The 12,699-nt window shown below is 46.9% G+C and carries 13 protein-coding genes; 3 read left to right on the top strand and 10 right to left on the bottom strand.

Annotated elements, in window-relative coordinates; genetic code table 11:
• Window positions 1-11 precede the first annotated feature (11 nt).
• The 6 genes from BLS14_RS16150 to BLS14_RS16125 form a co-directional block, all read right to left on the bottom strand.
• Window positions 12-1,850 carry a cache domain-containing sensor histidine kinase gene (locus BLS14_RS16150; protein ID WP_090952909.1) on the bottom strand — a complete coding sequence of 613 codons (1,839 nt, stop codon included), beginning with the start codon at window positions 1,848-1,850 and terminating at the stop codon, window positions 12-14.
• Entirely contained in the window at window positions 1,847-2,884 is a 1,038-nt protein-coding gene (locus tag BLS14_RS16145) for a response regulator transcription factor (protein ID WP_090952907.1), read from the bottom strand. Before BLS14_RS16145 ends, BLS14_RS16150 begins: the two co-directional genes overlap by 4 nt.
• A 42-nt stretch (window positions 2,885-2,926) precedes the next feature.
• Window positions 2,927-3,805, bottom strand: a complete 879-nt coding sequence (locus BLS14_RS16140; protein WP_063567831.1) for a carbohydrate ABC transporter permease — start codon at window positions 3,803-3,805, stop codon at window positions 2,927-2,929.
• A gap of 12 nt (window positions 3,806-3,817) precedes the next feature.
• Window positions 3,818-4,735: an ABC transporter permease gene (locus tag BLS14_RS16135; protein ID WP_063567852.1), complete on the bottom strand. Its 918-nt coding sequence runs from the start codon at window positions 4,733-4,735 to the stop codon at window positions 3,818-3,820.
• A 56-nt stretch (window positions 4,736-4,791) separates the two neighbouring features.
• Window positions 4,792-5,001, bottom strand: a complete 210-nt coding sequence (locus BLS14_RS16130) for a tautomerase family protein (protein ID WP_063567830.1) — start codon at window positions 4,999-5,001, stop codon at window positions 4,792-4,794.
• Between the two features lie 158 nt (window positions 5,002-5,159).
• Window positions 5,160-6,068, bottom strand: coding sequence for an arginase family protein (locus BLS14_RS16125; protein WP_090952903.1), 909 nt, complete (start codon window positions 6,066-6,068; stop codon window positions 5,160-5,162).
• 91 nt (window positions 6,069-6,159) lie between these two features.
• Here BLS14_RS16125 and BLS14_RS16120 point away from each other — a divergent pair, with 91 nt between their 5' ends.
• Entirely contained in the window at window positions 6,160-6,711 is a 552-nt protein-coding gene (locus tag BLS14_RS16120; RefSeq protein ID WP_176854548.1) for a CGNR zinc finger domain-containing protein, read from the top strand.
• A gap of 308 nt (window positions 6,712-7,019) precedes the next feature.
• On the opposite strand, the gene BLS14_RS16115 is transcribed toward BLS14_RS16120, so the two are convergent.
• On the bottom strand, window positions 7,020-7,421 hold the full coding sequence (locus BLS14_RS16115) for a hypothetical protein (RefSeq protein ID WP_072735144.1): 402 nt from the start codon (window positions 7,419-7,421) through the stop codon (window positions 7,020-7,022).
• A 295-nt stretch (window positions 7,422-7,716) separates the two neighbouring features.
• Between BLS14_RS16115 and BLS14_RS16110 the strand changes: the two genes are divergently transcribed.
• A complete protein-coding gene (locus BLS14_RS16110) occupies window positions 7,717-8,295 on the top strand; it encodes a TetR/AcrR family transcriptional regulator (protein WP_063567826.1) in 579 nt (192 codons plus the stop codon).
• Window positions 8,296-8,375: 80 nt separating this feature from the next.
• Entirely contained in the window at window positions 8,376-10,562 is a 2,187-nt protein-coding gene (locus BLS14_RS16105) for a YhgE/Pip domain-containing protein (RefSeq protein WP_090952899.1), read from the top strand.
• 128 nt (window positions 10,563-10,690) lie between these two features.
• Here the strand turns inward: BLS14_RS16105 and BLS14_RS16100 are convergent, their stop codons facing one another.
• The 3 genes from BLS14_RS16100 to BLS14_RS16090 all read right to left on the bottom strand — a co-directional run bounded on the left by BLS14_RS16100 (window position 10,691) and on the right by BLS14_RS16090 (window position 12,683).
• The gene (locus BLS14_RS16100) at window positions 10,691-11,029 is read right to left on the bottom strand and encodes a DUF4190 domain-containing protein (RefSeq protein ID WP_090952897.1); all 339 of its coding nucleotides are present in this window, start codon (window positions 11,027-11,029) and stop codon (window positions 10,691-10,693) included.
• Between the two features lie 176 nt (window positions 11,030-11,205).
• Window positions 11,206-11,961, bottom strand: coding sequence for an amino acid ABC transporter ATP-binding protein (locus BLS14_RS16095; protein WP_090952895.1), 756 nt, complete (start codon window positions 11,959-11,961; stop codon window positions 11,206-11,208).
• 62 nt (window positions 11,962-12,023) lie between these two features.
• Complete coding sequence (locus BLS14_RS16090) at window positions 12,024-12,683, bottom strand: amino acid ABC transporter permease (protein WP_090952893.1); 660 nt, start codon at window positions 12,681-12,683, stop codon at window positions 12,024-12,026.
• Window positions 12,684-12,699 lie beyond the last annotated feature (16 nt).

Raw genomic sequence — 12,699 nt, 5'->3', positions numbered from 1 at the left:
TATAGGTTCAATTAAATCCGTTTGCTATGCTGATCTGCGGGAAGCGCCATCGTAATGGTCGTTCCCAAGCCTCGCTCACTCTCAATCATCAAGCCATACATTTCTCCAAATACAAGCTGAATCCGCCGATGGACATTCATGAGTCCGATACCCCCACGATGGTAGACATCATCGGAATCTTCGCCTGCCAGACGATTCAATTCCAGACGGTCACGCAGCTTCTCTAGGCGTTCCTCGCTCATGCCCATGCCGTTATCCTGGACGATGACAAGAAAGCGATCTTCCAGGCGCCGAGCATCGATACGGATAAAGTGACCGGGCTCCATGCCTCGCGGAAATGCGTGTTGTAACACATTTTCCACCAGTGGCTGAAGGGTGAGTCGAACCATTTTTTCCAACAACAGATCCGGCGCAATGATAACCTCAACTTCAAGCTCTCGATCCATGCGATGTTTCATGATGGAAAGGTAGGCCAGCACATGCTTCAACTCATTAGCAACCGTAATTTCCTCCAGATTGGTCTGAATGGAATAACGGAGCATATGAGCCATGGATTCCACCATCTGTGCAATTTCTTCGGAGTCCTGTACGACGGCATAACATTTGATCGTTTCCAGGGTGTTGTAGAGAAAATGCGGATTGATCTGCAACTGAAGCGCCTGAAATTCCGCACGGTGCCGTTCCAGCGCCTCCTGCTGAAGCTCGATTTCCGACTTCTGGCGGCGCAGCTCCGACTCGTATACACTCTCAATCATGTCCGACAAGCGGCTGACCATCAGATTATAGCTGCGGATCAGCACACCAATTTCATCGCGCCTTTCCTTCATCTCCACCTTGTTCCAGATTCCCTTCTCCGTCTGTCTCATTCCGTTCATCAGCACACGAATAGGTTCCACTTGAGATGCTCCGATCCGGTAGGCCACGACAAGCGCGGCGAGCAAGGTCCCTGCACCAACCCATAATGTGGCTGAACGGATCGTTGCAATCGGTCTTTGCAGCTCCGACAGCGGCACGGAAGCGACAAAACGCCAACCCGAATATGCAGAAAGCTCCGATATGAGCAGCCGTTTGGTGCCATCCGTGTTCTGTTCCAGTGATCCTGCCTCCATGTGCATAAGCCTGTTCACAGTGTTGGACGGCATCGCTGTCTGCGCCTCTTCGTCCCCGGGTGTGTAGATTACAGTTCCGTTCTGATCCATCACATACTGATACCCACCTTGACCGAGGTCGAGTTCTCCCCATATTTTGTCAAGCTCCAGCACATTTACTTCCATCGCCAGTACTCCGTTTGGCGTATAGGAGGATACCCCTCTAATCCGGCGAGCGATCGTAATCACATTGGCACTCTGTCCACTGCGAATACTGCGGGTAAGCAACGTCGATTCTCCATTTGCAGGGGTTGCAGCCAGCAACTCCTTATATTGCTGTGCCGCGTCGATATCCGGTATGCCAGCTGAATTCTGGTTGTCATCAATCACAACACGCCCGTTATCCCCGATAACATACAGGAACTTGATCTGTGGGTATAACATAAAAACAGGCGGGAACACGTTCGTCTTAATCTGACGGCTGTACTCGTAATAGGCATAACTGTCCTCCGAATTCATATCGAGGAAATGCTTCACACTTCCGTTCGAGAGAATGGAGTAGGTCGCACGATCATAATTTTGCAAATACAGATCGGTCTGGTACGCCGTATTGCGCATCGTTTGGGCGATGTTGTCCGCAAGCTGGTCGTTCATTTCAGTCGAGGCATAGGTATAGGTGAACAGGCCGATGGCGGACAGTGACAACGTAATCACGACGGCAAAATGAAAGAACAGACGGATGGACAGGCTGCGCTTCATCATTCAATGCCCAACTTGCTACGATATTCGGACGGGGTCAGTCCGGTAATTTTCTTAAATGTCTTCGTAAAATGGGGATGATCCGCATACCCCACTTCGTAGGATATATCCGTAATCCGGTTGCCCGGCTGTTCCAGCATGCGTTTGGCCAGTTCCATTTTGCTGCGTATCCGGTATTGGATAAAGGTCTGCCCTGTCGTCTGCTTAAATAGTTGACTAAAGTAGGACGGGTTAAGGCCCAGCGTGGCGGCAATCTCGTCCAGTGACACTTCGCGGCGCAAGTGCTTCTCTAGATAGGCTTTTGCTTCTTCCACTGGATGCTTGCGCTTGCCACTGCGCTTTTCCTTGATCGTCTTCATTAACGTGTGGATCTCGTTGCCCAGCGCCTCAAAGCATTCTTTAGAGGAAGCGCTTTCATTTATCTCGCAGGATGTACTCATCGTTCCGTTGCCACGTGCGTTCATGCGGGCCACAATCAATTCCAGCAATTCCTGAAAAAGCTCCGCTGTCTGCTCAGGCATCAAGGAATATGACGGGTAACGACCAGACCATGCTGCGAGCAGCTCCGTGACATCTGATTGTCTCAGCTCCCATATGGCATCTTCCAGACGCATCGCCCAATCATTCAGCTCCCTCACGGGTACAAGGGAAACCGTAGGTTTATCTTCTTCGGTTGCCAGCAATTTGAGCAGCAGTTCATGAAGCTCCTGTCGTCCCACAGGCTTTAGCAGATATCGCTTTACTCCATAATCCATACAAGCTCTTGCATATTCAAAGTCCGAATAACCGGAAACCACAATAATGCGCATCGTACTTCCTTGCTCGGATAAACGTCGGCACAGCTCAATACCATCCATCGTCGGCATGCGGATATCCGTAAACAGGATGTGTGGCCGAAAGGCCTCTACCACCTGAAGGGCCTCTTCCCCATGCGCTGCCTGACGTATCTCACAGTCGAACAGTCCCGCTTGCTTGATCATCTTCGCCAGACCCATCCGAATCATCGGTTCATCGTCTGTAATCAAGATTCTGAACATCGCCATTCCCCCGTTTCCGTCAGATCTGTATGCTTCTTGTACTTAAGATTTGACGGAGCCGACCATGATTCCTTTTACAAAATGCTTTTGCAGGAAAGGGTAAATGATAATAATCGGCAGGGTGGCGATGATGATGGTTGCCATTTTGATGCCTTCCGGCGATGTATGTGCAAGGGTACTGTAGACGGCAGAACCTGGATCGACGGAAATATCGTCACTCTCAAACAGCTTCTTGAGTGTTACCTGGATCGGCCACCAGGCCGGATCATTCAGATAATAAAGCGCGGTGGAATAGGCGTTCCAGTGGCCCACCGCATAGAAAATGCCGAGTGATGCCATGGCCGGTTTGGACAATGGAATGACGATACGCCAGATGATGCCGAATTCCCCACAGCCATCAATACGGGCAGCGTCGATCAGTTCACCCGGTAGCTGTGCGAAGAACGAGCGCATGACGAAAAAGTTAAAGGCATTAATCGCTCCTGGCACAATCAGAACCAGCGGGTTGTTGACCAGATGTAGTTCCTTCATCAAGATGAAGTTCGGAATGAGCGGCGCCGAGAACACAACGGTCACTAGGACAAACATGACAACCAGGGAGCGCCCCTTGTACTCTGGACGGGAAACGGGATACGCCAACGATGCCGTTGCAGCGAGATTGACCAGCGTCCCGAACAACGTCACCCCAACCGATACCGCAAATGCCCGCCAGAACGAAGCATCGCCGAATACATATTCATAATTGATCCAGGTAAAAGCAACTGGCCAGAAGCTGACCTTTCCGCCCATGATCGCTTCCGAGCTGCTAAGAGATTGAGCCAGCACATTAATGAAAGGCAGAATCATCGTCAACGAGAGCAGCGTAAGAAAAACGAGATTTCCAATGCGGAATATACGGTAACGGACACTGGGGGTACGCATCTATCTCGCCTCCTAATACAGGCTTTCGCCGGTTGTTTTTTTGCTGAAGAAATTACCGAGTAGAACAAGCATCAAACCCACGACCGACTTGAACAATCCGATGGCCGTTGTATAGCTGTATTGCTGTGAGAGCAGGCCGGCTTTGTAGATATACGTATCGAGAATTTCTCCAGATTCCAGATTGAGCGGATTCAGGAATACAAACACACGCTCAAAGCCCAGATCGAGGAACTTCCCGATGTGCAGCAGTAGCAGGATCATAATCGTCGGCAGTAAGGATGGCAGGGTAATCGACCATATTTGCTTCAAACGTCCGGCTCCATCCACCTCTGCCGCCTCATACAGATCGGGATTAATTCCCGCAATGGCAGCCAGGAAAATAATCGTTCCGTAACCGGAGTCGCGCCAGATCCCAGAACCGATCAGAATGGAACGAATGTACGAGTCTTCTCCAAGAAAGTAGATCGGCTGCATGCCCAGAAATCCAAGTGCCTTGTTCACCACCCCGGCATCCATCGAGAAAATACCCATGAAGATACCACTAATGACGACCCAGGACAGAAAGTGAGGCATGTAAACAATCGTTTGCAGCAAACGCTTAAACACAATCATGCGTACTTCATTCAGCAGAATGGCCAGTAAGATCGGAACCGGGAATGCAATCACCAGATCATATAGTCCGAGCAGAAGTGTGTTGTTGAGAATTCGTAAAAAGTCATAATGGCTGAACATCTTCTGGAAATGCTCCAGGCCTACCCAATCACTTCCGGTAATGCCTTTGAAAATGTTGTAGTTCTGAAAAGCAATGATCGAGCCGAACAGAGGCACATATTTGAAAAGGAAAAAATACAAAATGCCCGGTACGGAGAGCAGATATAGTATCCGGTATCGCCACAGATAACGTCCCGCATCTCCGAGCCGAGTGCCCAGACCAGACGAGTTAAGTCTGGCTGTTCCCCGGCTTGGCGGCGCAATATCCGCCGGCTTCACGTCTTCTCCCCTCCTTGCTTCTGTGATTGCATGGCTTTCAAATTATCAGGAACGTTCTCATCCCATGGGATTTCATTGAATTCAACGGAAATGTAATCCGGCTCACGGTCGATAATACGAGATAGCTCGCGTGTGAACACCTCCACGATCTCCTGCTTTTGCTCATCCGTCCTGCCTTCATACAGCCTGATCGTAATTTCTGGCATCCGAGTTAAGCTCCCTTCACCATATAATGTAAACGCTTCAACAACTTCATCTTAGCGTTCCTGTGAGAGAGCAACAATGGACTGTCTTTTCGTTCACTTGTGTTTTCTTTAGGTGGGGATGATGGTGAGAGGGCTAATAACTAATATTTCGGATGGGCTTACTCTTTGCCTTGCAGCACTTTAATAAGCAGATTGCAAAATTTTCGAGAAACCTCTTGAGTAAAGTCTAAATCGGGGTCCAAAATAGCTACCGTCATCCCTATAATTAGATTGGAAGCCAAAATCGTCTGGAGTATGTGCTCCAGTTCATGCCAGGTAAGACCATTGGATTCCGGGCAATCCACACAAGGCATAATCGAAGCATCCAGCACATCTGCATCCAGATGAAGCCAATAACCTTCAACTTCATTGGTTCGGTTCATATAGTTCTGTATTAACGTTGTCGTCTTCTCTAGCCCCTCCCGCCTGATCTGTTCCGCACTGCAAAAAGAAATACCAGCTATTGTGGCTTCCTCTATAATGTCCTGTTCAGGATCAGATTCTCGGTAACCTATCGAAAGAACGTGTTTTGGTTGAATATAAGGAGCTCGTCCCTCTAAATTGGTAAGAAACTTTGTCCCCGTTCCAGTAACGATTGCCAGATCCATTCCGCCAACAACAGCCTGTTTTCTGTTCCCCTGATGATAATAATCCGGATGAGCATCGATATGAATTAATCCATATGTCCCCTTCCGCGAGAGGGCAAGAGCGCTCCCCACCAGGACACTGCAATCCCCACCCAATACCAATGAAAAATCGTCATCTTCTATTACCTTTTGGACCACATTAGCTAAATTAACGGAGTAAGTAGCCACTTGTCGGCCATTTAATGTTCCTTCATCGAAAACTTCTTCGATAGGATGCTCAGGCTTGGATATTCGTTGAGTAACTTTCGCATCAATAGCTGAATGCAAGCCCAACTGCTCAAGTGTATCTGGAAGCTTGTCACATCCTCTTTCACGTCCATCTGGATGTTTGCGGAGCCCCAGATTCGTAGGTGCATGTATCATTTGAATGGTTTTGTTCACCGATTTCTATCTCCTCACTTGACTTTATGTAAGTACTAAAACATAATTTAAGCATTACTATATAATGAAAAATGTAAGGAGTCAAACTAATATGAAGTCTTACAACGAAACATGGTTTTCTTTCACATTTGAACTAATCAACACCTATGATCCCTTTTACGAAGAACCCGAAAGAATCGGTAGCGTGGCTCTACTCACAGAACTTCTGAGTAAACATGGGTTGCTTTCAAGCAAGTTACCTGCCTCGAAAGATTTAATAGCTGTACATTCTTATCGCGATACGTTTCGTGATCTTATTCGAACGGCAACGGACGAAGAACTCTCTCTTTTCCTAAACACACATCTCTTACGTGCCCCAATCCAATCCAGCATATCTACAACTACGGATGGGCAATTCTTGTTTGTATATGATCAACCGGAAGGAAAAGGATATTCGTTGAGCGATTCACTGCTTTCCATCTGCTCATTGGTATTAGGGATGGAATTAACCGAATACGGTAGATCACGCCTTAAAGCGTGTGCTTCTGCACCTTGCGAGGAAATATTTATGGATCATTCCAAAAACGGGCTGCAACGCTTCTGTAGTAAACGTTGCTCCACCCGATATCATGTCAAAAAACACAGACAGCTCGGCCATCTGTGAAGTAGTTATTGGTTTATGAAATTTTCTTTTAACTGTTATAAGACCTTCTGCTCGCTCTCCGTATGGAGGGCGAACAGATAATGAGTTAATACGCGGCCTTCATTGTGAAAATCGACAAGCGTTATCCTTGCGCTATGAGTCATACATAAAACTAAATCTATGCAATTTCAAAAGGCAATTTGGAAGTTAATCTCTAATCAATAAAAGTCATTTTTTATCGTCAAAACCTACAAATCCAAGTGTAACTCAACCACGTTATTTATTCTATTTAAAAACCTTATTCAACCTAGACAAACATGATATTTCAACTACGTATGACTTACAGTACAGTTTAATAATACTCTTACTGCTTGGGTGTTTCTCCCACTCCTTCCGTAATACATCGCCAGTTCATAGCAGAATTTTAGATAATATGAGGCATCAGTATCTGAAATGTTCTTCCAGTCAATGATCTGTATATTTTCTTCAAATAAACTTTCATATTCTTTTATTGGTAACCCACTTAATCGGTTTGCTTCAAGTAGCGTTAAGAGCCCAGTAATCAACTCTTCCTTACTTTGCAGAATAAATGATACATATTCATCTAAAACCTCTGTTTTGCCTTCCAATAAATTTAATACCATCAAATTAATTTTAGAGATCTCTGCATAATATTTAACTTCATCTATCGATTCTTCATCTGTGATTCTTAACCATTTAGCTGATAACATAGTTTAAAATAAGATGCATTTCAGTTATCGGCATTTCCCCCTAGATCTTATCCTTCTCTGAAACAAAAAAAGTCTTACTTATCAAAAACTCGTTTTTTTTCGTTAGCACCTGTCTGAATACATACTAGCTTCACTTAATCCCCCTCAAAAGCTTTTATCCAACATTATGATAAACATCACTTCCTCCCTCCCCATTCAATGGTACATTTGTTTACGACCAATTGACCGAATAAGTAATCCAGTCAACTTTAAGTTATCTTTTATCATTGCATATGATTAGGAGGTGTTAGCTGCCATGAAAACCATCGATCGAAGGCAGCAGGTCATTGATTCTGCTGAGAAATCGTTCGCGTTGTTTGGATACAAAGCCACTACAATGGAGCAAGTTGCAAGACTGGCTAATGTGGGCAAAGGTACGATCTATACTTTTTTCGAGAACAAGGAAGAACTGTTCGGAGAGATCCTCCACTCGATTATTACTGATATGAAGCGGATTACAGAGCAAACTGTGCAGGACGACAAACCATTTCTTGAGAACGTACACCAGAGCATGGACGCTTTGCTGGAGTATAGAGAGGAACATGAGCTGTTAATCAAGCTGTTTCAGGAGGTGAACGAGTTCGGCACGCCTCAGGCGAAAGAAGGTTTGCAGAAAGTAGAGACCGCGATTCTCGAATATTTGGAACGCCAAGTTCAGCGCGCCATGGAACTAGAGCAGATTCGTGAAGACGATCCCAGACTGGTCTCTTTTGTCCTGCTGAAGCTGTATGTTACCTTAACTTCCGATTGGAACAAAGCGCATCCTTCGCTGCATAAGGATCAGATCAAGGATTTCGTGGGCCTCTTTCTCAAAAGTGGACTATCCCCTACATAAAGAAAGATGTGAATATGAATCCTTTATCGATTAGAGATAGATATAGCAACCGAGTAGCGTAATGATGGGGAGAGAACATGATGAAATCATTCACTGTATTTGGGCAGGATTTGAAATCCGCCTTCAAGAAACCAAAAGTATTTATTCCGATTCTCGTGGTGCTGTTCATTCCGGTACTGTATAGCGGTCTGTTCCTCAATGCGTTCTGGGACCCTTACGGCAAAATGAATGAACTGCCTGTTGCCGTGGTCAACACGGATCAGGGGGCAACCTACAATGACAAATCGCTGGAAGTCGGACAGAATCTGGTCGATGAATTGAAAAAAAGTGATGACTTCAACTGGCAATTTGTGACCCGAGAAGAAGCCGAGCAAGGCATGGAAGACAACACATATTACATGACGATTGTTATTCCGGAGGATTTTTCCGAGAAAGCAACCACTCTGATGGATGACCATCCACAACCGGCAGAGCTGATCTATGAACCCAATGAAGGATACAACTTCCTTGCGGGTCAGATTGGCGGGACAGCGGTCAAACAGATTAAATCCAAAGTCTCTGCGAAAGTGACGGAATCATATACGGAAACCCTGCTGGATCAGGTAGAGAAAATCTCTAGCGGTTTGGCAGATGCCGGAGACGGCGCAGGTCAGATCAACGAGGGTGCGGTTAAGCTGGATGAAGGTGCCTCCAAGCTGAAAGAGAACCTATCCAAACTGGCCGATGGAACCAACAAACTAGAAACAGGCATTATCCCGTTAAAAGAAGGCACGAACACCTTAGCTCAGGGTATTGATGAGCTTCATACAGGAGCCAGCTCCCTTTCCAATGGTTTGTCCCAATTGGCGGCAGCAGGTACGAAGCTTGGTGACGGAGCAGCACAGGCTGAAGCTGGCGGCAAAAAGTTACAGGTTGGGATTCAATCTGCTCAGGAAGGAGTCGCAAAATTGGATGCTGGACTGGCAGCAACTGAGGAGGGCAGTGCCAAACTGACCGCTGGATTGCAGGCTTCAGTCGGAGGCAGTGGCAAAGTAAGTGAAGGTGCCAAGGCCGTTGCGCAAGGTCTTGCCCAATTAGCTGAAGCTAGTCCAGAGTTAGCTGCTAACCCAGCTGTACAGCAACTTCTGGCAGCAAGCCAGGCTGTTGCCGCTGGTAGCGAACAGGTATATCAAGGTGGACAGCAATTGCTCGAAGGCAGCCAAAACCTGCAAGCTGCTCAACAGCAGCTGCACCAAGGCAGCAGCCAGTTAGTGCAGGGTGAGCAGCGGCTTCTAGAAGGAGCATCGCAATTATCCGCTGGACAGGTACAGCTTGGGACTGGCCTCCAGCAGTTCAACTCCAAGTTGTCTGAAGCTGCCGCTGGCGGAGCCAAACTTTCAGAGGGTTCTAGTCAATTAAACGCAGGTGCAGGGAAACTGGTTGATGGGTTGAACCAACTTTCAGACGGAATCACCACCATTGCCGATGGTTCCCGCAAGCTGGATAACGGCGCAGGAGATTTAAAAGAAGGTACCGCCAAATTGAGCGATGGCTCTGGTGAGCTTGCCACCAAACTGAATGATGCCGCCGATCAAACGGGCAGTGTGAAAAAGACGGATGAACTTGTAACGATGTATGCAGAGCCCGTTCAGGTGGATGAACATAAACATAATGAGGTGCCCAACTATGGAACAGGATTCTCGCCATACTTCCTATCATTGGGGCTGTTTGTCGGGGCATTGATTGCAACGCTGGTTGTACCCACACGCGGCAGCTCGGTTGCCGATGCGAGCAGCTGGAATCGTTTTGTGAGCAGAACGCTGGCTTTCACGATCATGAGTGCCGTGCAATCCCTACTCGCTTCCTGGCTTGTCTTGTCCGGCTTGGGTCTGGAAGTTCAAAGCGTGCCTTTGTTCCTTTTATTCAGTTTCGTTACCAGCCTGACCTTCATGTATATCATTCAGGCTCTGGTTACTTGGTTGGAGAATCCCGGCCGCTTCCTGGCGATCCTCATGTTAATCTTCCAATTGACCACCAGTGCAGGTACGTTCCCGTTGGAGCTCATTCCGAATTGGCTGAAAGGTTTCAATCCATGGCTGCCGATGACCTATTCGGTAACCGGGTATAAAGCTGTTATTTCGAGTGGACAGTTTAATGTGGCATGGGATCAGATCGGAATTCTGTGCATCTTTGCGGTGATTGGTCTGGCAGCTACCTTTACCTATTTCATGATGCATCGCACGAATGAGGTAGAAGAAGTAAATAGTGAGGCAGTGCTTCACGTATAAAAAATGGAAAATAAAAAGCAAGGCATGTTGTAAGCAACACCCTCGCCACAACAACAGCGGGTGTTTGCTTATACACGGCCTTGCTTTTTTTGATCATGAGAAAAAGAGGTAGGAAACTGCTCAAACACTTAGTATGTAGAAGTAACATTGGTACTTACCATAAAAGTAAATAGCAGTACAAGTATAATGAGAATAGCATAGAGGGCCGTCCCAATAATTCCACAGACGAGACCCGCAATGGCCAAACCTTTCCCCTGTTCCATACGAATTCTAAGTTCTTTCAGTGCCAGCGACGCAAATATGATAGCTACGATACCAATAAAAAATCCCAAGTAAGGTATGGTTAGCGACAAAATCCCCAAGACAAGAGCTGCGATAGACTTGCTATTGGTTTTTGGTACTACATAAGGTGGTGGCGGAAGCGGATCGCTATAATAACGATCCACATCATTGTGACGTTGATCCAAAGGTAAATCCTCCCTGTTTAATAAGTAGTCTTATTATACTTGATTAACTGGAAAAATATGCTCCATTATTTGTAAATATTCCGATTTTATTAAAAAAATCCGGATCCATCGTCGACTTTCGTCGAACCAATGAATTCGGATCCCGTTTACATTCATATCTTAACTCGTCTTAACCTCTACCCTTCCACTTCCACCCGCTGCAAAAACGTACGCGTGCGCTCCAGCTTGGCATTACCGAAGATCTGCTCCGGCGGACCCGCCTCGGCGATTTCGCCGTTATCCATGAAGAAGACGCGATCCGCAACATCGCGGGCAAAGCTCATCTCATGGGTGACGATCATCATCGTCATATTCTCCTGTGCCAGCTGCTTGATGACGCGCAGCACTTCTCCAGTCAGCTCGGGATCGAGTGCCGAGGTCGGCTCGTCGAACAGCAGAATGTCGGGTTGCATCATCAGTGCGCGTGCAATCGCTACGCGCTGTTTCTGTCCACCGGACAGGTTAGCGGGATAAGCATCCGCCTTGTCAGACAGCCCTACTTTACCGAGCAACTCCAGACTTCGCTGCCGGATGATCGCTGAGCTTTCTTTTTTCAACGTCTTCGGTGCCAGTTCCAGATTCGCCTGTACCGTCAAATGCGGAAACAGGTTGAAATGCTGAAAGACCATGCCCATGCGATCCGTAATCTTTCGAATATCCGCGGCACCTGCATACGATCCGTTCTCAGCCAGCGCCTGGCCTTGGATACGAATGGTGCCACCCGAAATATCCTCAAGATGAATCAGGCTGCGCAGCATCGTACTTTTACCCGAACCCGAAGGCCCGATTACGGCAATAACCTCACCTGGCTTCACGTTGAACGATACCTGCTTCAGCACATCAAGTGTACCGAATGATTTTCTTAATTGATTTACTTCTATAATATGTGTCATATGCAGACAGTCCTTTAATTGATGAGATTAGATAACTTTATATACTTCTGTTCCGTGCGCGTTTACTCAAATGTATAACGTTTCTCCAGTGCCTTGAAGAACAAGGTAAGTACCATGGTCATCAGCAAATACATAATAGCTGCTATAACAAACGGCATCAATTTAAAATCCCGGTTTACTGCGGCCTGTGCGTAATGAAGCAGCTCAGGTACAGCAACAGCGTACAACAATGCCGTATCTTTAATAAGGCTTATGGATTCATTTGCAGTGGCAGGTAATGCTACCCGAAACATCTGCGGGATGATGACTTTCGTCATCGTTTGCCATTTGCTTAGGCCCAGTACCTGTGCAGCTTCATGTTGTCCTTTATCAATCGAGAGCAATCCACCTCTGAAAATCTCGGCAAAGTACGCACCATAATTCAAAATAAAAGCCAACGTTGCCGCCGTAAAGCGGTCAAATACAAGATACTCTCCTACGCCTGGAAGCAGCGGCAGACCGAAGCAAAAGAACAACAGCTGAAGCATCAGCGGCGTTCCCCGCATCACATATACGTACGTATGAGCGATCCATGCCAACGGCTTGAATCGGCTTTTCATCAATAAGGTTACTCCAAATCCAAGTGGTACAGACACTATAATGGCCAGCAAAAATAAAAAGATCGTGGTCTGTGCACCTTCAAGCATGGGCTTCATGACGCCCAATAAATACTCCCAGCTCATCGCAATCGGCTCCTCT

It is taken from the genome of Paenibacillus sp. OK060 (assembly GCF_900101205.1).
GTDB lineage: Bacteria > Bacillota > Bacilli > Paenibacillales > Paenibacillaceae > Paenibacillus > Paenibacillus marchantiae.
Note: the sequence above shows the minus strand (reverse complement) of the source record. Positions and strands in the feature narration are given on the sequence as shown.

Coding starts and splice junctions, on each gene's coding strand:
- BLS14_RS16090 (WP_090952893.1), bottom strand. CDS start 12,683: ATGAGCTGGGAGTATTTATTGGGCGTCATGAAGCCCATGCTTGAAGGT.
- BLS14_RS16140 (WP_063567831.1), bottom strand. CDS start 3,805: ATGCGTACCCCCAGTGTCCGTTACCGTATATTCCGCATTGGAAATCTC.
- BLS14_RS16095 (WP_090952895.1), bottom strand. CDS start 11,961: ATGACACATATTATAGAAGTAAATCAATTAAGAAAATCATTCGGTACA.
- BLS14_RS16150 (WP_090952909.1), bottom strand. CDS start 1,850: ATGATGAAGCGCAGCCTGTCCATCCGTCTGTTCTTTCATTTTGCCGTC.
- BLS14_RS16110 (WP_063567826.1), top strand. CDS start 7,717: ATGAAAACCATCGATCGAAGGCAGCAGGTCATTGATTCTGCTGAGAAA.
- BLS14_RS16145 (WP_090952907.1), bottom strand. CDS start 2,884: ATGTTCAGAATCTTGATTACAGACGATGAACCGATGATTCGGATGGGT.
- BLS14_RS16115 (WP_072735144.1), bottom strand. CDS start 7,421: ATGTTATCAGCTAAATGGTTAAGAATCACAGATGAAGAATCGATAGAT.
- BLS14_RS16105 (WP_090952899.1), top strand. CDS start 8,376: ATGAAATCATTCACTGTATTTGGGCAGGATTTGAAATCCGCCTTCAAG.
- BLS14_RS16120 (WP_176854548.1), top strand. CDS start 6,160: ATGAAGTCTTACAACGAAACATGGTTTTCTTTCACATTTGAACTAATC.
- BLS14_RS16130 (WP_063567830.1), bottom strand. CDS start 5,001: ATGCCAGAAATTACGATCAGGCTGTATGAAGGCAGGACGGATGAGCAA.